Raw genomic sequence first — 19,506 nt, forward strand, 5'->3', positions numbered from 1 at the left:
GGTCGCGGCCTCAGCTGTCGTCACGGACGAGCTGGGCCGCATCCTGCTCCAACGCCGACGGGACAACGACCTATGGGCACTGCCCGGCGGCGGCATGGACCTCACGGACTCACTACCCGGCACGGCCGTACGCGAGGTCAAGGAAGAGACCGGCCTGAATGTCGAGATCACCGGCCTGGTCGGCACCTACACCGACCCCAAACACATCATCGCCTACACCGACGGCGAAGTCCGCAGACAGTTCAACATCTGCTTCACCGCCCGCATCATCGGCGGCCACCTCGAAATCTCCGACGAGTCCACGGAACTACGCTTCGTACCGCCCGCAGAGCTGGACGAACTCCCCATGCACCACACCCAACAGCTCCGACTTCAACACTTCCTGGAGCATCGTGAGCGGCCCTATCTCGGTTGAGAGCGGGGAGGGTCATCGGAAGCGCCTACGGACGAGAGAACGGCACCGCCGGCGGAACCGTATCCGGTCCACGCCGTCTCGCTTGTTTCCAGGCCCAGCGCGATGGGGTCGCCAACTTAACTGCACTCGTGCGGAAGGGATTTCGTCGAGGCTGCCTTCGAGGCAGCGCAACGGGCACTGCCAACGCTGCAATGCGTGCTGCACAGGCCCCAGCGGACCGACTGAGTTACAAACTTTCTCTACTGGTTCAAGGCGGCTCGCTCCGCTCCCCGCGCGCGGCCCGGCCCCGGCCGGGCCTGCGCTCCAGTCTCCGCCCCGCTCCAACCCGGCCGACGCCCGTGCCGCGCGCACAGCAAACAGCCGCCTGATGCGAGAGAAGGGGTACATCGCGGCTGGGCAGCCGCCAGGCGTCGCTACGCCGCCTATGCGACTCCTGCAACCAGGTACCCCAGCGGAACGAGCAGGTCAAAAGACCACTCAGCTGCCACCAACAGCGCCCAAGTCGGAGCGAGGTTGCGGCCGTGACGAATCCGAAATGCGTGGCTGAGGCCGGCACGGGGTTGCTGGAGACACACGTGACGAGTGTGCGTTCGACCCACCCGCCGCCCTGGCTGACTTTCGGTGGCTCAGGTCAGAACAACGGTTGAAAGACTGATTGCGCTCAATAAACGCGCACTGACGCCTCCGCCAGCGCGTCACCAACCCGCGCCCTCAATGCCTTGTCATCGGGCCTAGGCTTCTCGCCTCTAATGAGCGCGTGGGCAAAGCCAGCCGGAGGATCATCTACGGGATCATAAATAATCCCGACACCATGAGATCGAGGAACAGCGGCAAGAAAAGAAAAGACCATCTGCCCAGGCTTCTTTATTACAGACTCAGGGCCCAGGCCGTTCTCATCTAGCAAGGATTTCCGGTGGACCGATATACCGTCACTGTCGAACTGGAAAGCAGCACGACTCGGCTTCCTATCTCCACTGATGAGGTCCGCAGTGAGGAAATTTGGAACATCCGGAACCCGGCGATAGATGACTTCCTCGTCCAGAATAGACGCGTCATCCCACGTGGACGAACTCTCCAAGGCCAGTATCCCCCCTCCCGCTCAGGCCACTTCAGACAAACAGTCTCTTCCACGCGGGATTGCTGGCCCAGACCCTGAGCGAAAGGTCCTTAAGTGCGCGTCGAGTGTCGACGGCGATCCCCTTTTCCCCTAGGTGACCGTCGATCCTAAGGTCACCGTCAACGTTGACTGCGTAGACATAGGGAGCCTCGCCAGGGGTAAATTCGATTTCCAGACGCTCTTTACCTGCGCGCCACTCAGCCAAAACACCACCCTCGGATGTAGGCGTCAGGAATGGGTAAACACTGCGACTGTCTGTCAAGTGGTCGAGGATGCGATAGACCTGGTGCGTTACACCTTGAGAGACAGAGTCAGCGTGTCCTCCATCCCAGCCCACCTCAAGCGAACGAAGTTCCTGGAGCTTAGAGCTGATGTACATCTGCAGCTCTAGTTTTGTAGATGCGCCGAGCGGCTGCAAGAAGTGGGAAGCGCTTTCACCAGCGAGATGAGAAGCAAATTTCCGGATAACCCACATCCCAGCAGGCGCAGAACGCCTAGAGGGTCGCGCAAAATCCTGCGGTAAGTCGAGAGACGATGTGCATCGCCCAACACCGGCAGCCGAAACACTCCAGACATTCATTACTTCTCCCCCCATTCGCGTCGCATGCGCTCGCTAGTCACCTTTCCAAAGACGCTAGTTACCACATCATGCGCCTCTTCAAGGGCACCCCAGAAGTCGGATCCAGATTCGACGTCCGCTTCTGCACTCAGTGTGAGGTTTGAGCTGTCGGGGATTTCCTCCTCGGCACTCTCCCCTACCGCCGAGTCGACCCCCACCAGCACCCCGATGTTAGGGTGATCTTCGTAATCACAGTAATGCACCCTGAACCCGGAATAGTCAGGCTTACCAAAGGGGAAAGAGCTTTCCCTATTCCATCCGGTCAGCACGCCGGCCATGGCCTCGTGTGCTGCGATCCCCAGCAAGTTATTGCTGTACTCAACCGAAATGCGCTTGACCTCTGGGATCTCGCCGACCGCTTCATGAGATAGCTTACTAAATCGCTCCAGCTTCTCACTTAGCTCAGACTTCAAGGTATCAAAACCTGGATATCCGTCACTTTCGGGCTCGAAAATCCAGGCCAGAATGAAGCGGTCATGCTGGAATCGGATCCGTCGATCACCGCTCTCTGTGGCGAATACACACAGCGGCATGGGCCACGAAAGCCCGGACTGCACAAACTGCACAGAGTCCGGCTCTTGCGGGCCCCACGACGGAAGCGGAGTCAACTCCTGAAGCTCGGGGTATTGGTGACGCCACTCAACGCGCAGCGGCGCCAGATCAAGCGTTCGAAGCTTCGCAAGTGGCTGCAGGAAAACACTCAGAACCACCGACCGCACTGGCGGTCGAGCAAAGCTCAGCTTCTTCGCCATCGCGACACCCCCTTGTCCAGGTTACCCACATCAACTACGCAACTAACAGCGTTTGTACTCAGCCCGTTACTGAGGGAGGTTAACTATGTCCACTGTTGCACAGTTTGACATAGTATGCAGTGGACTAGTCCACAAACCTCGGTCGCCGCGACCCTACTAAGCAAGCCTGTGTCACCGCTGGCGGTTGTTGAAGAGAGAAATGATCTCGCAACATGTAGCACCTGCGTGTACTTGTCGGGAAGACGTCAGCTTGGCCGACTTCGTACACGCAGCGTCACAGCACTGCAGGTCGAGAGAGCAAAGGGACAGCCCCCTTCACACACCAGAGCTCCGCACCAGCGTCAAACTCAGGTGGGACGAGGCACACGCCCGTTTGATTATTCGGCGCACTCGCCATCGTGGCTGGCTGTCGTCGGCTGAGGCTCAGGCCCTCACGTCGTGGCTACGCGCCCTGGATACCCCGCTTCAGGAGTTCGTCATCGACAGCGTGAAGCCGCTCACGCCATCCCCGTGCAGCCTTGGGGCTACGACCCATGCCACGCGCCGCAGCACCCTCAGCCCGCTGAGCGGCCAAGGCCCGGCCCTCCCGCAGCTGCTCGACAGAGAGGCCAGCCAGATCGGCGTACCAGTTGCCGTAGAGCTTCCAACGACTCATAGTCCTAGGGTGCCGAGAGCCACGACCCGGCCGCACACCAATTTCGGGCACCTGTGCTACATCCTCAAGATCTGAGGCTGTAGCACCTGCGGTGGCCTGTTGCCCGACCGCACCACAAGCGCACCAGATCGAGCGGGGAACAGCGGGGAATCACGGTGAAAGCACCCGAGCCTGACGAGGCCGCAGCCTAGCCGTTCGCCCAGGTCAGCGATGCAACGGGCCCCGAATGATCGCAGCTTCCCAAGCTGAGAGCGCGAGGCCATTGCTCGTTGCCCATCCTGGGGACCCATGGCCGCCGGAACTCACATCACCCGACTACGGGGGGAGGCAGCGTGCCGGCGCTGTTGCGCTCGGCGCGGCGCCGAAACCGGTCCTCCTCCTGGGCCTCCGCGATGGCCTCCCACTCGTCCCGCTTGGCCTGCATGGATTCCCGAGCCTCCCAGAAGGCGTGGTTCGGTTCGGGCAGTACCTCTTCCCTCTGCCACGCTCCTACGCACTCCACAGCATGGGCAATCACCCCGCGCAGCACTCCAGAACAGGAGCGGCCGTGGAAGGCATACACCAGCCCACTGTCCCACTCCTCCAGCAGGTTCATAGTCTCGTTGAGGCGGTGGCGCAGCTTCTTGTCCCGGATGACTCCGCTGGCCAACCGGGCTGGCGCAATGAAGTCTTGCAGTTTCTCATCCCACGCCTGTCGTGCCGCCGTGACGGCGGCGGTCGCCCCGGCGTCCATCCCCGGCTCCCATTCGCCTGGGATCTCCCGGACATGCTTCTGGAGATCACCAAAGGTCTCGGCCAATGTGGTTACGGCTTGGTCCTGCTTGGCCTGGAGGCGGGCCAAGCGGGCATCGGCCAGTGCCTTAGCCTGCGCCCGGTGTGTACCGAGGTATGACAATCCCGCACCCACCAGGGCGCCAACGAGTCCGGAGACGGGTGAGATCCAGTCCATGGCCGCCAGTCTGCTGGATGGTCTATTGCTCTGGCAGCGTGTCTCCCACAAACGAGGAGCAGTACCGGGTGAGTGTCTAACCGCGTGACAACGCCCACGAACAGCAGCGAACGCCTGCGAACCGTCAGAGCAGGTGAGAGGCGCACCAGCACAAGGCAGCGCCCCCGCCCAAGTTGCTTCGGGACGAAGAGGGCGTGGGTTCACGTATCAGCGTAGAGGCTTCCTGCGCAGCTTGGGGAGGGACTTGGCGGGACCGAACTGCCAGTCGAGACGGCTGCCAGGATTCTTTTCGATCTTCAGCATGACCGACTGGGAAGCGGAGAACTTGAGGACGAGTCCGGCGCGGAACCTTCCATCTGCTTGCCTGTCCCAGACAAGATCACTGTTTGTCCTGGCCCACACCGCCGCGTCCACGAACCGGGAGAGCAAGGGTGGTAGCTCGGCGTCCTTCTTCTTGTCCTCGTCCATCAACTCTTCCCCCACGCTTCTGAAAAATCGGCACCTTGACGATCTCAACGTTCGTACGTCTCTCGGCCTCCAGCTCACGCTTCCTGGTCTCGGCCGCCGCGCTCGCACTCTAGGACACGACGGACCGGACCCGCTGACGATTCGGGCAGTTCCGCTCCACCGTGGACTTATCCACGGTGCCGACGAGTTGGGCTGCCCTCCTGGTCGGCGAGCAGGAGCCTGATTGAACCGCCCCGGGTTCGGTAGAGATCTCAGATTGTGGTTGTGACCTGGGCCTTGGGGCCGCCCTTGCGGGTGCGCTCGGCCTGCCGCGAGCCGAGGAGTCTCTCAGCGCAGCCGGCGCGCGCGCAGCACCAGGTCGTCGGTATGGTGCGCGCCTGCGCCGCCGTCGGGTGCCAGGCGTGGCCGTTGTTCGTCCACTTCTACCTCCCAGTCGTCGTTGAGTAGATCGGCGACCATCGAGGGCCAGACGTAGTCAGCCGGGTCGAAGCCGCCCTCGTCCGCTTGCTGGGTGTCCATCCCCGCGTGGTGTACGAGCAGCAGCACGCCACTGGGCGCGACGGCCGCGAGCAGCGCTCGCTCGGCAGCGGCGTCGGGGGTGCGCAGCAAGGCCGGGTACTGGGCGGAAACCAGGTCGAAGGAGGCCGGTGGAAGCGCCGCTTCGGTGAGTTCGGCGTGCACCCAGTGCACGGTGAGGCCGGCGTCCCGCGCGTGCCCGGCCGCTCGCTCCAGCGCCACGCCCGAGACCTCGAGCGCGGTCACGTCCCAGCCGCCGCGCGCGAGCCAGACGGCGTCCGCGCCCTCGCCGCAGCCGACGTCGAGGACCCGCCCGGGTGTGAGCCCGGCGACCTCGGCCACGAGCGCACCGTTGGGCCGGCCGCTCCACAACTGTTGTCGGTCGGCGTACCGGTTGTCCCACTCCTCCCGCACCGCGGGGTCTCCGACGTATCCGTCGGCGGGCGAGGGGATGTCGGACGCGGGTGATCCTGCTGCGATGTTGTCGGTCACGGGCCCACCGTCGCCCACCGCGTCCCGGTCTGCCACTCCTGTTGCCGGTCCGGCAAAACGACGTCCAAAAGGAGTCCAAAGAGCGTCCAAAGGGCGTCGCGAAGTTGGTCGCTTCAGCGCCGTAGTTGACCCGGTTGAACACATGGCCGCGACTCCGCAGGACGACTGACCCGAGCGGAGTTCGGTCCGCCGCTCAGTAGCCGGGCGGGATTCGGTCCTGCGGTCCGTCGGTCACCTCTCCCGCGCCGTCGTCCATCTGTGCCCGCTTGGCCACGGCCGGGTCGGTCGAGTCCGAGACCAGCTCCGCGATGCGCAGGATGCACTCCCACTCCGTCAGCTTGCCTTTGATCACCACCAGGTACGACTCCTGGTCGGCGAAGCGGTACACATGGCGCCGCTTCTCGATGATGCTCTTGCTCGGCACATACGTGTGGAGGGCAGCACGGAGTGCCTCCAGTGCCTGGTCCTTCGTTTCCTGCCCACGGCAGATGAACTCGGTCCTGTACGCCTCGCCGTAGGAGTACTGCGCGATCACGACCCAGTTGCCCATGCCTGTCCCCCTCGACGCCGCCGCCAGTCAGCCACAGCTCAGCCTCCGGAGCAAGAGTGATGCAGCTCCCGACTCACCCCGTACGCATCCTCAACGCCTCCCGCACGATCGTCTCCAACTGCTCGTGGTGCGCGCCCTTCCAATACGCCCGCCCGCAGTCACGGCACTGTGCGAACACGTCGTACGACCGCTCTGTCCCGCCCTCCAACCGGTCGGCGACCTCCTCCTTCGTCGCCGCCTTCAGTAGCCCGTTGCACGCAGTGCACCGACTCCACGGCCGCAACTCAGGTGCGAAGCGGCTGAGTACGTCGCGGAGTTGTTCCTCCGGCTGGGTGCTGTACACGTACGCCCCCGCCCACAGCTCCCGCCGCCGCAGCAACCCCCGGTCGCGGCTGAGCATCACCCGCTGCTGGGCGGCGGACTGCGCGGCCAGCGCCGGGTCTCCGATGTCCGTCGACTCGTACGCCGTGTCCACGCCCAACAGCCGCAAGCGCCGCGCGAGCGTGCCGAGGTGGACGTCGAGGAGGAAGCGGAGCGGGGCGCCCGGGACGAGCTGGGGGCGGGTGACCGGGCGTACGGTCACCGACTCGCCGGCCGTCGGGACGTGTGAGACCGGTACCTCATGGCCGTCGACCACCAGCGCGCCCACCTCCGTGAGCGGCACGCCCAGGGACTCCACGACATGGCCGAGCGTGGAGACCCCGTCGGTGGTGAGGGGGGTCGCGCCGGTGCGCCGGCCGGGTGGGACGAACACGGTCAGTTCGGGGGCGACTTCGACGTGGATCTCGGGGCCGTTCACCTGGTCAGGATGGCATGGGGGAGGCGCCCGGGGTCAGGAGGTTTCCTTGGGGAGGCCGTGTTGGATGGTGGTCAGGGTGCGGTCGACGAGGTTGGCGAAGTCGTCCTGGTGGTCGTTCTCGGCCCAGTAGAGGGAGGTCTCCATCAGGCCGCCGATCAGGGACATCGCGTAGACCCGTACCTCCAGGCTGTTCGGGTCGCGGCCGGTGCGTTCGCCGATGGCGGTGCAGAGCATGCGGCCGGTGACCGACATGCTCTCCATCATCCGGGAGCGCACCGCCGGGACCTGGACCATCAGGTGGGTGCGTAGCTTTGCCACCGCCAGGTCCTCTTCGATGCCTGTGCGGACGGCCTCGCGCATCACATGGCGGATGCTGTCCGGCCAGGGTTCGTCCGCGGGGCGTGCGCGCAGTTCCTCCAGGAGGATCGGGTCGTACTCGTCGGTGAGGACGATGTCCTCCTTGGTCGGGAAGTAGCGGAAGACGGTCGACGGTGACACCTCCGCCCGGTCGGCGATCTGCTCGATCGTCGTCGCGTCGTAGCCCTGCTCCTCGACCAGGGCGTAGGTCGCGGCGCGGATCGCCTCGCGGGTCTTGATCTTCTTCCGCTCCCGGAGCCCGAGCGGGGGGCGGTCGGCGGGCGTGGAGGGGGTGGCGGGGGTGGAAGGGGTCGTGGGGGTGGTGGGGCGTGCGGCCGTCATTCCGTCATTGTCGGGCATCGGTCTTCGACGTGGCCAGGTCAGGGCCGGTGGCGGTGGCGATGGTCCGGTCGATCCCGCCGCTGCCTCCGTTCCCCCCGTTCCCGCCGTTCCCGCCGTTTCCGTCGTTGCCGTCGCTCGCCGGCGTCGGCGTGTTCGGCAGGAAGGCTGCCGCCAGCAGCGCGGCGAGCAGGGCCGCGCCGCCGCCCACCAGCAGGACCACACCCATGCCGTGGACGTACGAGGCGTTCGCGGATGTCAGGAGAGCCGGCGAGCCCGCCTGTTCGGCGATCGTGTGGGCCGCTACCACCGAGTCGCCGGCCGTGTCGGCCGCCGACGCGGGCAGTCCGGCGGTGTCGAGGCGGTCCCGGAAGACGCCCGCGAGCAGGCTGCCGAGCAGGGCGATGCCGATCGCGCCGCCCACCTGGCGCAGCGTCATCAGCAGGCCCGAGCCGCTGCCGGCGCGGTCGGTGGGCAGGGTGCCGAGGGCGCCGGACATCGCGGGCACGATCGAGAGCCCGAACCCGGCCCCGGCGAACGACAGCCACAGCGCCGTGAAGCCGTAGCCGGAGTCGACCGTCGTACGGCTGCCGAGGAGCGCGGCGAAGGCCAGTACCACCAGTCCCGCGCTGACCACGGCACGGGAACCGAAGCGGGCGACGACCGGCTGCGCGGCCCGCGCTGCCACGAGCAGGCCGCCCATCAGCGGCAGCAGACGTACGCCCGTGCCCAGGGCGTCATGGCCGAGGACGGCCTGGAGGTACGGCGGCAGGACGAACATCAGGCCGGACAGGACGAACATGACGAGGGTCGCGGCGAGTGCGTTGAAGAGGAAGCCGCGGTGGGCGAGCAGCCCCATGTCCAGCATGGGGCGTACGGCCCGCCGTTCGCGCAGTACCAGTGCGGTGATCAGTACGACGGACGCCGCGAGCATGGCCAGGATCAGCGGGTCGGCCCAGCCCCGGGTGGGGGCCTCGATGATCGCGTAGATGAGTGAGCCGAGGCCGGTCGCGGCGAGCGCGGTGGAGAGGGTGTCGACGCGCGGGGAGGCGGGGTCCCTGGTCTCGGGGAGCAGGAAGACGCAGGCGGCGATGCCGATCGCCGCCATCGGGATGTTGATGAGGAACACCGAGCCCCACCAGTAGTGATTCAGGAGCCAGCCGCCGATGATCGGGCCGAGCGGCAGGCCGAGCGTGGAGCCCGCCGAGACGATGCCGACGGCCTTGGTGCGCTCGTCGGGGGCGAAGAGCGAGGGCAGTACGGAAAGGGCAAGTGGGGTTACCAGCGCGGCCCCGACACCCATCACCGCTCGGGCGACGACGACCGCGTTCACGTCCTGGGCCAGAGAGCCCACCAATGACCCGGCCAGGAAAATGCCTAGCCCGACGATCAGCATCCGCCGTCGCCCGAACCGGTCGCCGAGCAGTCCGGCCGGGAGCATCAGCGCCGCGAAGACGACGATGTACGCGTCCGCCATCCATTGCTGCTGACCCGTGGTCGCGCCGAGCTGTTCGGCCATCGTGGGCAGTGCCACGTTGAGGATCGTCATGTCGAAGCCGAGCACCAGCATGCTCGCGACCAGGGCGCCTAGGGCCCACCAGCGGCGAGGGTCGGGCAGGGCGGGGGAGTGTGGAGTGACGGTAGCCATGAAATGAGAGTAGCTGTCAAAATCTAGGAACTGTCAATAGGTGGTGGCTCTTGGTCGACTCTGTCCGGGCATACGGAAATCCGGGCGTACGAAAATGGCCACGGCTCGGGAGCCGTGGCCAGGAAGGAGGAGGGGCGTGCTATCCGTGCTGGTACGCCACCATGGAGATCCCCACGTAGTGCACGACGAAGGCCGCGAGGGTGAAGGAGTGGAAGACCTCGTGGAAGCCGAACCAGCGCGGTGACGGGTCGGGGCGTTTGAGGCCGTAGATGACGCCGCCGGCGCTGTAGAGGAGGCCGCCGACGATCACCAGGACGAGGACGGCGATGCCGCCCGTGCGCATGAAGTCGGGCAGGAAGAAGACGGCCGCCCAGCCCATCGCGATGTAGCAGGGGGTGTAGAGCCAGCGCGGGGCGCCGACCCAGAAGACCCGGAAGGCGATGCCGGCGACCGCCGCGCCCCAGATGCCCCACAGCAGCCACTGGCCCTTGGCGCCGGGCAGCAGCAGCATGGTCAGGGGGGTGTAGGAGCCCGCGATGATCAGGAAGATGTTGGCGTGATCCAGGCGGCGCAGGATGCCGTCCATGCGGGGGCTCCACGTGCCCCGGTGGTACAGCGCGCTCACGCCGAAGAGCAGGCAGGCCGTGAGGGCGAAGATCCCGCAGGCGATGCGCCCTCTGGTGGAGTCCGCGAGGGCGGTGAGCACCAGGCCCGCGACGAGCACGGCCGGGAACATGCCGAGATGCAGCCAGCCCCGGAGCTTGGGCTTGATCTCGTCAGTGATCTGGTTGATCTCATCGCTGATCTGGTGGGCGATCTGATGCGGCAGAGAGCGCGCGTCGGAGTCGCGGCCGTCGTTCGGCTTCTCCGTGTGCGCGTCGGGGGCGGACGCTGTCATACCTCGCATCGTACCTACGGAACCGTAAGTTACGGGACCGAGCGGGCTGTTCGTGCTCCCCGAAGTGGCCATCGTCTCACGCGGGGCGCAGCATCGGGAGTACGCGGGTGAATTCATGGATACCCGGGGTGAAGGGGCGGTGACGCACGGAAACCTCTCGAGTGAAGGTCGTGGAGTGGCGATGCTCACGATGCTCACGTGTGAGGCCCTCTGGACAGATGGGCGCTCCCGTCGGATGATCAAATGAGTGCGGTCGGCACCGGATGAGCGCCCAGGGTTCCCCTCGTGAAGCATCCGGGTCGCAGCCCCCACGGGGCCTCCAACAAAAAATCCCTCATTTTTAGGAGCAATCGTGGCGCGCGACATCGCGGCTCCCCCCTCAACCGTCCCCACCACGCACCGAGAACTCGTGGCGTGGGTGAACGAGATCGCCGAACTGACGCAGCCGGACAACGTGGTCTGGTGTGACGGGTCCGAGGCCGAGTACGAGCGCCTGTGCGGGGAGCTCGTCGAGAAGGGCACCTTCAAGAAGCTCGACCCCATCAAGCGCCCGAACTCCTACTACGCGGCCTCCGACCCGACCGATGTCGCCCGGGTCGAGGACCGCACCTTCATCTGTTCGGAGAAGGAAGAGGACGCCGGCCCGACCAACCACTGGAAGGCCCCCGCCGAGATGCGGGAGATCTTCCAGGGGGAGAAGGGCCTGTTCCGCGGCTCGATGAGCGGCCGGACCATGTACGTGGTGCCCTTCTGCATGGGCCCGCTCGGCTCGCCGCTCTCCGCCATCGGCGTCGAGATCACAGACTCCGCGTACGTCGCCGTCTCCATGCGCACCATGACCCGCATGGGGCAGCCGGTGCTGGAGGAGCTCGGCTCCGAGGGCTTCTTCGTGAAGGCCGTGCACACCCTCGGCGCCCCGCTGGAGCCCGGCCAGGCCGACGTGCCGTGGCCCTGCAACAGCACCAAGTACATCTCCCACTTCCCCGAGGGCCGCGAGATCTGGTCGTACGGCTCCGGGTACGGCGGCAACGCGCTGCTCGGCAAGAAGTGCTACGCCCTGCGCATCGCGTCGGTCATGGCGCGTGACGAGGGCTGGCTCGCCGAGCACATGCTGATCCTCAAACTCACCCCGCCGCAGGGCGAGTCGAAGTACGTGGCCGCCGCGTTCCCGTCCGCCTGCGGCAAGACGAACCTGGCGATGCTGGAGCCGACGGTTCGTGGCTGGACCGTCGAGACGATCGGCGACGACATCGCCTGGATGCGGTTCGGGGAGGACGGGCGGCTCTACGCCATCAATCCCGAGGCCGGGTTCTTCGGTGTCGCGCCCGGTACCGGTGAGCACACCAACGCCAACGCGATGAAGACGCTGTGGGGCAACTCCGTCTTCACCAACGTGGCGCTGACGGACGACAACGACATCTGGTGGGAGGGGATGACGGAGGAGACTCCGGCGCACCTGACCGACTGGAAGGGCAACGACTGGACGCCGGCCGCCGAGGCGCCGGCCGCCCACCCGAACGCCCGCTTCACCGTGCCTGCCTCCCAGTGCCCGATCATCGCGCCCGAGTGGGAGGACCCCAAGGGCGTGCCGATCTCGGCGATCCTCTTCGGTGGGCGTCGCGCCACGGCCGTACCGCTGGTGACCGAGTCCTTCGACTGGAACCACGGGGTGTTCCTCGGCGCGAACGTGGCGAGTGAGAAGACGGCCGCGGCGGAGGGCAAGGTCGGCGAGCTGCGCCGCGATCCCTTCGCGATGCTTCCCTTCTGTGGCTACAACATGGGTGACTACATGGGGCACTGGGTCGATGTCGCCAAGGGCAGGGACCAGGCCGAGCTGCCGAAGATCTACTACGTCAACTGGTTCCGGAAGAACGACGAGGGCAAGTTCGTCTGGCCCGGCTTCGGTGAGAACAGCCGGGTTCTGAAGTGGATCGTGGATCGGCTCGACGGCAAGGCGGAGGGTGTGGAGACGCCGATCGGCATCCTTCCGACGGTCGACGCGCTCGACACGGAAGGGCTTGAGCTGTCCTCCTCCGACCTGGACTTCCTGCTCACGGTCGACAAGGAGGTGTGGCGGGAGGAGGCGGCGCTGGTGCCCGAGCACCTCAATACCTTCGGTGATCACACGCCGAAGGAGCTGTGGGACGAGTACCGGGCGCTGGTGGAGCGGCTGGGCTGACGCCCCCCTTTGCTCCGCGGCCGGCCGCGGATTTCTTTTGGGCGGGGGGAGCTTGGGGGGTCGGGTGTGATTTCGGGTGCGGGTGGGTGGGGGGGTGCTCGCGCCGTTCCCCGCGCCCCTTTAAAGCGGGGGGTGCTGGTGTGTTGACGGGTGCGGGTGGGTGGGGGCTTGTCGCGCAGTTCCCCGCGCCCCTGAAAACGTGCGGTTCGCGTGCGTTGGTGGGTGTGCGGGTTGTGTGGAGGTGCTCGCGCAGTTCCCCGCGCCCCTTAAAGCACGGGGGTTCGGTCGGTTGTTTGGGTGTCGGGCCGGTGGGGGCTTGTCGCGCAGTTCCCCGCGCCCCTGAAAACGTGCGGTTCGCGTGCGTTGGTGGGTGCGCGTTGTGTGTGGTTGGTCGCGCAGTTCCCCGCGCCCCTGAAAGGCGTGGGGGTGCGGGTGTTTTGGTGCGTGCGGGTTGTTGGGGGGTTGCTCGCGCCGTTCCCCGCGCCGCTAAAGGCGAAAAGCGTGGGGCCTAGCCCCTGCTTTTCAGGGGCGCGGGGAACTGCGCGAGCGACCACGACGCATCCGCACCCGCCAACGCACTTCAAGTCCTCCCAGCTCGACCGCGGGAGCGAAAAGCACTGCCGCGCGCCGGATTTCGGGGGACACTCGGGGCATCCGCACCGAACCCCGAAATGAGGTGAGCGGGGTGCGTACACCTGTAAGTGACCCCATGAAGATCGGGCCGTACAAGATAGTGGGCCGCCTCGGGTCGGGAGGGATGGGCTGGGTTTATCTGGGCCGCTCCCCGGCGGGGCGCGAGGTCGCGGTGAAAGTGGCCCGTGCCGAGCTGGCCGCGGAACCCGAGTTCCGGGAACGCTTCGCGAGGGAGGTGGCTGCCGCCAGGGTGGTGAGCGGCGCCTACACCGCCGCGGTGGTGGACGCGGATCCGGAGGCCGAACTCCCGTGGCTGGCCACGATGTACGTCCCCGGCCCCTCCCTCGCGGAGGCGGTCCGCGCGGACGGCCCGCTGCCCGAGACCCAGGTACGCCCCCTCGGCGCGGGGCTCGTCGAGGCGCTGCAGGCCATCCACGCCGCCCATGTCGTCCACCGCGACCTCAAGCCGGCGAACGTCCTGCTCGCCCACGACGGCCCCCGCGTCATCGACTTCGGCATCTCCCGCGTGGACGGCGCCCCCGGCCTCACCCGCGTCGGAGTGGTGGTCGGCACCCCGCCGTTCATGTCGCCCGAGCAGATCAGGGGGGCCCGGGTCGGCCCGGCGAGCGACGTGTTCTCGCTGGGCGGGGTCCTGGTGTACGCGCTCACCGGCCGCCCGCCGCACGGCAGCGGGGAAGGCGTGCGCGTGGAGGTCACGAGCGGGGAGCCCCGGCTCGACGGCGTACCGGCGGGACTGCGGCCCCTCGTCGCCCGCTGTCTGGCGAAGCGGCCCGAGGACCGGCCCCGGCTCGCGGACCTCCTGGCCGAGTTGATGGGGGACGCCGACGGGGCGGAGGTCTGGCCGCCGCCGCAGGTGGCCCGGACCATCGAGGTGCGGTACGAGGAACTGAAGGAACGCCACCTGCGCCGTACGACGAGTGAGTCCGTGCCCTCCTGTCTGCTGCTGCACGCGCAGGCGCTGCTCGACGCCGGGCTGACCGACGCCATGGTGGCCGAGGCGGTGGTCCGTCCGTGACACTGCCTGACTCCTATCCGGGCCGGGAGTCCTACCCCGGCCGGGATTCCTTCCCCGGGCGCGACTCGTACGCCGGGCGCGACTCGTACGCCGGGCGGGAGTCGTACGCCGGGCGGGACTCCAATCCCTCGACTCCGGGGCGCAACGCCGAGATCTACGACCTCGGCAGCCACTGGCGGCAGTTGGTGCAGAACTGGGTCGCGCGGCACAATTACCACACGGCTCACGACACCGTCTCCGTATCCCTGCAATTCGATCTCCAGGAAGCGGGGCGGATGGTCACGGTGAGATTCATGACCACCAAGAAACTCCTCGTCGCCTTCGCCACGGACGGCAACTTCCTGCGGCAGGACCAACTGGCCATCGCCGCCGCCGCTTCGAACGCATGGAATACCGAACAACTGAACCCCATGCTTTCCGTGTGGGACGTACGCGGGCCGCGGCCCTGTCTTGCCGGTGTCTGTGATCTCCCGCTGACATGCCGGATCACCCAGGCGGATTTCGACGCCCTGGCCAATGACTGGGTGGAACGGGCGAGACAGATGTTCAGTCGTTGCCATCAGGTGTTCAAGTTGTAGAAGTGACCGTCATATAAACGGAAGTCGCCGTAAGTCCACCGGCGGAATTCTCCAAACCCTTCCGGCCGCCCGGCCGCCTGCTCCACTATTGGAGGGGCTTTTTCAGGGCCACGGGGGCGTGCCTTTCAGGCCACGGGGGGTTGGTGCGATGGGTGCGATCGGGCGTTCGCCGTTCGTCGGTGTGCTGGTGGGACTGGTGGTCGCCCTGGTGCAGGTGACGGTGCCGGGCGGGACTGCGGTCGCGGCGGCAACCTCGACCGCCTCGACCGCCTCGTGCGACGACCGGCTCACCGAGCAACTGGAGTGCTGGGCCGAGGTGATCAAGGACGGCCCCGTCGTGATCACCTTGGACGCGCCACTGCCGTACGAGGAGGTCGGCGAGCGGCAGCGTCACGACATCGAGACGCTGCGCGCCGACCGCCACCCGCTCGTGGTCCAGGTGCGGAAGGGCAAGAACACCGGCGAGGGCGGTACGGCCCTGCTGGTCCTGGCAGAGGAACGGCTCGTACACCCTGGGGCCAGGATCGACCGGCTGTCACCCGGCCCGTTCGGCAAGTTGAAGGCGGCGGGTCTCTGCGCGGGCCAGGACCAGCTGTGCGAGCTGGTCAAGCGTGACGACGACGGGCCGGCGACCCTGACCGGCAAGGAACTGGTCGACGCGGGCTTCGCCGCCGACCAGTCCACGCACGTCGACGCCATCGCCCCCGTACCGGGCGCCAAGAACCCGCCCCGGTCCGGTCCCTCCACCTCCCCGTCCGAGAAGTCCCCGTCCGAGAAGGCCCGGTCGCAGGAGCCGGCCGGCGAGACCGTCGGCCAGGGGAACTCCGGGTACAGCGGCGCCACCTGGACGGTCCTGTGGATGGGCCTCCTCCTCGCCCTGCTGCTCCTCGCCTTCGTCATCGTGATCCGCCGCTCCCGGGGCCCGGTCGCCGTGGGGCGCCGGGCACTGCCCGGGCGTACCGGCGGCGGTACGCCCACGCGGGCGGCGCCCGCCCACGCGGCGCGCGGCGGGGACGAGAGCACCACCCGGCTGCGGGTCGCGGCCGCGCCCGCGCCACGGCACGGGCGGCAGGTCGGGGCGCGACCGGCCCACGCGCGGACCGCCGTCGTACGCACCGAACTCCACCCGCAGGGCTATGTCGAGCTCGACCGGGTGCTGCGCCGGGCGGTGTGGGCCGAGCCCGGACGGCCGCCGCCGGTGCCCGGTGGACTCGTCGACGTCGCCGACGCGCGGGAGCGCGACTGCGACGTCCTGTACGCCTTCCCGCCGACGGCCGCCCGGCACGCGAAGGGCACGCCCAGGTAGGGGCAATGGCCGGGGCCCACCGGACGACAGCACGAACCGGAACGTCAGAAGCACCAGGGGGACCAGCGATGCACAGCGAATACCCGCCCACCCTGCCGGCGGAGTACGCCGACATCGAGTTCGAGAACAACGCCCAGCGCATGCCGCTCGTGCTGTGCCTCGACACGTCCAGCTCGATGGCCGGCCAGCCGATCCAGGCCCTCAACAACGCGCTCGCCGAGTGGACCCGGGAACTCCACGACGACGTGAGCCTCAGCTACAGCGTGGAGGTCGCCGTCGTCACCTTCGGCGGTCAGGGCGTCGGCGCCTGGCGCGGGCCCCAACTCCTCGACCCGCGCGCCCGGATGAGCCCCTTCATACCCGCGCACGCCTTCCAGGCACCGCAGCTCATGGCCGCCGGGGTCACGCTGATGACCGAGGCGCTGGAGCTGGCGATGCACATCGTCGCCGCCCGGAAGTCGGAGCTGCGGGCCTCCGGGCTGCAGTACTACCGGCCGCAGATCTGCCTCGTCACGGACGGCCTGCCCACCGACCCGACCGGCCATCTCACCGACTCCTGGCACCGGCTGGTTCCCGTCCTCGCCGAGGAGCAGCGCGCACGCCGCTTCCGGTTGTACGCCATCGGGGTCGGCGGGATCACGGACATGGGGGAGCAGGTGCTGCGGGCGTTCGCCCCGAAGTTCAACGCCCGGTTGCAGGGGTTCCCGTTCCGGGAGCTGCTCCAGATGATGTCCGCCAGCGCCAACGCCGAGCAGAAGGGGGCGGGGGACGAGGTGTTCGAGAAGATCTTCAGCCAGTTCAAGACGCAACGCCCGGCCTGGGAGGCGTGAGTTGACCGCCGCCCAGCCCTGGCGGATCCACGGCCTCAGCGTCGAGGGCTACCGGCACCGGCGCCAGGGTCTGCCCTGCCAGGACGCCTGCGCCTACGCCACCACGTCCTCCGTCGCCGTGCTCGCCGTCGCCGACGGGGCCGGCAGCCGGCCCCGCTCGGAGGAGGGCGCCCGGCTCGCGGTGAAGCTCGCGGCGGAGCACTTCGCGCGGCGGGCCAAGGCGGCCGTGGAGGTGCAACCGGGCGAGGCCGTCCACGAGTTGCTGCGGGACGCCCTGCGCGACGTCAGCGAGGACTTCCTCGACCGGACCGGCGCCGACGCGCAGGACTTCGCCACGACGCTCACGGTGGTGGTGCTCGCGCCCGGCTGGATCGGGCACCTGACCGTGGGGGACGGCTTCGTCGTCGTACGGGCGGGGACGGAGGACGGGGAGCGGCAGTTCCATCTGCTGCCGCAGGCCGCGGCGGCCAGTGAGTACAGCAACGAGACGGTGTTCCTGACCTCGCCGGACGTGGCGCGCTGGACGCACACCGAGTGTGTGTCGGACGACGGGGTCGACGGGGTGCTGCTCTCCACGGACGGCCTCGCGCAGGCCATGCTCAACCGCCCGGCCGGCGGTGCCCAGTCCCCGAACACCTCCTTCGCCGACGCCGTCTTCCGCTCCCTCGACACCGCCACCGAGGACTCCCCGGACACCAACCTGGCCGCCCTCCTCCGCTCGGACCGCCTCACCGCGCTGAACGCGGACGACAAGACGCTGCTGCGAGCGGTACGCACGCATGTGAGATGAGCCGGCCCGGGAGCGGTGACGGCCGGCGAGTGTGGGGGAGGGCGCGATGGCGGACGTGGTCGGCCGGGGCTGGTGGGGGCGGCCATCGCGGGTCGGGACCGGTGGTGGGCGGGGGCAGCGGCTCGGGAGCCATGGCGGTCGGCGAGTGCGGTGGGTCGCGGCCGGCGGCGGTTCGCGGCGGCGGGCGGCGGCGGGCGGTCGCCGGTGACTGTCCGCCGCCACCCGCCACCCGCCCCCCGACCACCCGCCACCCACCGACCACCCGCCACCCACCGCCCACTCGCCACCCACCGACCACTCGCCACCCGCCGTGATCGGCCACGACCGGTGGCTTGCGACGACGCGTGACGATCGGCCCGACGAACACTCGGAGGTACGGCCATGAGCGGCCGGACGGTCTTTCTCGACGGCAGGCGGGTCACTCTGGCCGAGCTGCCCCTGAAGGGCGGCGGGCAGGCGGCCGTGTTCCCGGTGGAGGGGGACGCGGGGATCGTCGTGAAGATCTACCGGGATCAGCCAGGGTCGGACCAGGAGCGGCGGCTGGCCCGGATGCTCACCATGTCACCGCTGGCCGCCCGGCCGACGGACGCCAGCCAGCCGCCCGAGCTGGCCTGGCCGACCGCGATCGCCCGGGACACGAACGGGCGGTTCATCGGCTACGCCATGCGCCGCTTCGGCGAGCCCCAGCACGTCCAGCTGGTCGGTCTGTTCACCCGTGTCCAGCGGCTCAAGCTCTTCCCGGACCGGGCCGACTGGCGGTTCCTGCTGGGCGTCGCCTGGAACCTCGCCTTCATGACGGCCCGGATGCACTACGACAACCTCGTCATCGGCGACTTCTCCAGCAGCAATGTCGTCGTCGACGCCAACGGCTTCGTCACGTTCCTCGACTGCGACTCCATCGCCTTCACCGACCCGGTCACCGGCGAACTCTTCCCGTGCCTGATGCACACCACCGACTACTCGTCCCCCGAGCGCCAGGCCGGCGGCCCCGCCACCCGGCAGAGCGACGACTTCGCCCTCGCCGTCCTCGTCTACCAGCTGCTCACCGCCGGCAACCACCCCTTCGGCGGGGTCCCGCACCAGAGCGCCTCCGAGTCGACGGTCAAGGACAACATCGCCGCGAGCTGCAGTTACGTCGTCCGACCCGAGCGGGTCACCATCCCGCGCGGCACCATCGACCCGTCCGTGCTGCCGCACGAACTCCTCACCCTCGCCAAGGCCGCCTTCGGCCCGGGCGTCCAGGACCCCGCCGCCCGGCCGCGGGCCGAGGCCTGGCTGCGCGCCCTCGACAAGGAACGCGGCCAGGTGCGCGCCTGCACGGTACGGCCCCTGCACACCTTCGGCTCCCACCTGCCGACCTGCCCCTGGTGCACCCGGGCCGCCGTCACCGGCCACGACGTCTTCAACGGCCCCCGGCCCACCTCGCTCCCGATCCCACCACCCCCACCGGACCAGCCCCCGTCCCCGTACGCCGCGCTGAAGGTGCTCGCCGTGGTGATCGGGGTGGTGCTGCTCATCGTGATCCTGACGAGCGTGGGCTGAGCGGGAGGAGGGGCAGCCGGATTCGAGGTCGTCGCCCC

At 68.0% G+C, this 19,506-nt stretch carries 18 protein-coding genes; 8 read left to right on the top strand and 10 right to left on the bottom strand.

The genetic code is table 11. The annotated features are described in order from the left end of the window. Window positions 1-415: NUDIX domain-containing protein (locus tag I8N67_RS18575; protein WP_200304251.1), on the top strand; the 415-nt coding region annotated here is incomplete at its 5' end. A 661-nt stretch (window positions 416-1,076) separates the two neighbouring features. Here the strand turns inward: I8N67_RS18575 and I8N67_RS18580 are convergent. From I8N67_RS18580 to trhA, 10 genes are all read right to left on the bottom strand, one after another. Beyond that, the gene (locus I8N67_RS18580; RefSeq protein ID WP_200304252.1) at window positions 1,077-1,493 is read right to left on the bottom strand and encodes a hypothetical protein; all 417 of its coding nucleotides are present in this window, start codon (window positions 1,491-1,493) and stop codon (window positions 1,077-1,079) included. 618 nt (window positions 1,494-2,111) lie between these two features. Next, window positions 2,112-2,903: a TIGR04255 family protein gene (locus tag I8N67_RS18585; protein ID WP_200304253.1), complete on the bottom strand. Its 792-nt coding sequence runs from the start codon at window positions 2,901-2,903 to the stop codon at window positions 2,112-2,114. A gap of 962 nt (window positions 2,904-3,865) precedes the next feature. Continuing rightward, window positions 3,866-4,507 carry a hypothetical protein gene (locus I8N67_RS18590; protein WP_200304254.1) on the bottom strand — a complete coding sequence of 214 codons (642 nt, stop codon included), beginning with the start codon at window positions 4,505-4,507 and terminating at the stop codon, window positions 3,866-3,868. A gap of 207 nt (window positions 4,508-4,714) precedes the next feature. Beyond that, window positions 4,715-4,975 carry a hypothetical protein gene (locus I8N67_RS18595; protein WP_200304255.1) on the bottom strand — a complete coding sequence of 87 codons (261 nt, stop codon included), beginning with the start codon at window positions 4,973-4,975 and terminating at the stop codon, window positions 4,715-4,717. Between the two features lie 327 nt (window positions 4,976-5,302). Further along, the gene (locus I8N67_RS18600) at window positions 5,303-5,983 is read right to left on the bottom strand and encodes a class I SAM-dependent methyltransferase (RefSeq protein ID WP_200304256.1); all 681 of its coding nucleotides are present in this window, start codon (window positions 5,981-5,983) and stop codon (window positions 5,303-5,305) included. 193 nt (window positions 5,984-6,176) lie between these two features. Beyond that, entirely contained in the window at window positions 6,177-6,533 is a 357-nt protein-coding gene (locus tag I8N67_RS18605) for a hypothetical protein (RefSeq protein ID WP_200304257.1), read from the bottom strand. 73 nt (window positions 6,534-6,606) lie between these two features. Next, entirely contained in the window at window positions 6,607-7,332 is a 726-nt protein-coding gene (locus tag I8N67_RS18610; RefSeq protein WP_200304258.1) for a Mut7-C RNAse domain-containing protein, read from the bottom strand. A gap of 33 nt (window positions 7,333-7,365) precedes the next feature. Further along, entirely contained in the window at window positions 7,366-8,031 is a 666-nt protein-coding gene (locus I8N67_RS18615; RefSeq protein ID WP_200304259.1) for a TetR/AcrR family transcriptional regulator, read from the bottom strand. 4 nt (window positions 8,032-8,035) lie between these two features. Then, window positions 8,036-9,676, bottom strand: a complete 1,641-nt coding sequence (locus I8N67_RS18620; RefSeq protein ID WP_200304260.1) for a DHA2 family efflux MFS transporter permease subunit — start codon at window positions 9,674-9,676, stop codon at window positions 8,036-8,038. Window positions 9,677-9,815: 139 nt separating this feature from the next. Then, on the bottom strand, window positions 9,816-10,574 hold the full coding sequence (gene trhA, locus I8N67_RS18625) for a PAQR family membrane homeostasis protein TrhA (RefSeq protein WP_200304261.1): 759 nt from the start codon (window positions 10,572-10,574) through the stop codon (window positions 9,816-9,818). Window positions 10,575-10,926: 352 nt separating this feature from the next. Between trhA and I8N67_RS18630 the strand changes: the two genes are divergently transcribed. From I8N67_RS18630 to I8N67_RS18660, 7 genes are all read left to right on the top strand, one after another. Next, window positions 10,927-12,753, top strand: coding sequence for a phosphoenolpyruvate carboxykinase (GTP) (locus I8N67_RS18630; protein ID WP_200304262.1), 1,827 nt, complete (start codon window positions 10,927-10,929; stop codon window positions 12,751-12,753). Between the two features lie 709 nt (window positions 12,754-13,462). Further along, window positions 13,463-14,422, top strand: a complete 960-nt coding sequence (locus I8N67_RS18635; RefSeq protein ID WP_307835277.1) for a serine/threonine-protein kinase — start codon at window positions 13,463-13,465, stop codon at window positions 14,420-14,422. Beyond that, window positions 14,419-15,000, top strand: a complete 582-nt coding sequence (locus I8N67_RS18640) for a hypothetical protein (protein ID WP_200304264.1) — start codon at window positions 14,419-14,421, stop codon at window positions 14,998-15,000. Before I8N67_RS18635 ends, I8N67_RS18640 begins: the two co-directional genes overlap by 4 nt. 148 nt (window positions 15,001-15,148) lie before the next feature. Then, window positions 15,149-16,306: a hypothetical protein gene (locus tag I8N67_RS18645; protein ID WP_200304265.1), complete on the top strand. Its 1,158-nt coding sequence runs from the start codon at window positions 15,149-15,151 to the stop codon at window positions 16,304-16,306. A 68-nt stretch (window positions 16,307-16,374) separates the two neighbouring features. Then, window positions 16,375-17,136, top strand: a complete 762-nt coding sequence (locus tag I8N67_RS18650) for a vWA domain-containing protein (protein WP_200304266.1) — start codon at window positions 16,375-16,377, stop codon at window positions 17,134-17,136. Between the two features lies 1 nt (window position 17,137). Then, window positions 17,138-17,926: a PP2C family serine/threonine-protein phosphatase gene (locus I8N67_RS18655; RefSeq protein WP_200304267.1), complete on the top strand. Its 789-nt coding sequence runs from the start codon at window positions 17,138-17,140 to the stop codon at window positions 17,924-17,926. A gap of 381 nt (window positions 17,927-18,307) precedes the next feature. After that, window positions 18,308-19,468 (top strand): hypothetical protein, encoded by a 1,161-nt coding sequence (locus tag I8N67_RS18660; protein WP_200304268.1) that lies wholly within the window; start codon window positions 18,308-18,310, stop codon window positions 19,466-19,468. Window positions 19,469-19,506: the final 38 nt, after the last annotated feature.

The organism is Streptomyces adelaidensis (assembly GCF_016598475.1).
Taxonomy (GTDB): Bacteria; Actinomycetota; Actinomycetes; order Streptomycetales; family Streptomycetaceae; genus Streptomyces; species Streptomyces adelaidensis.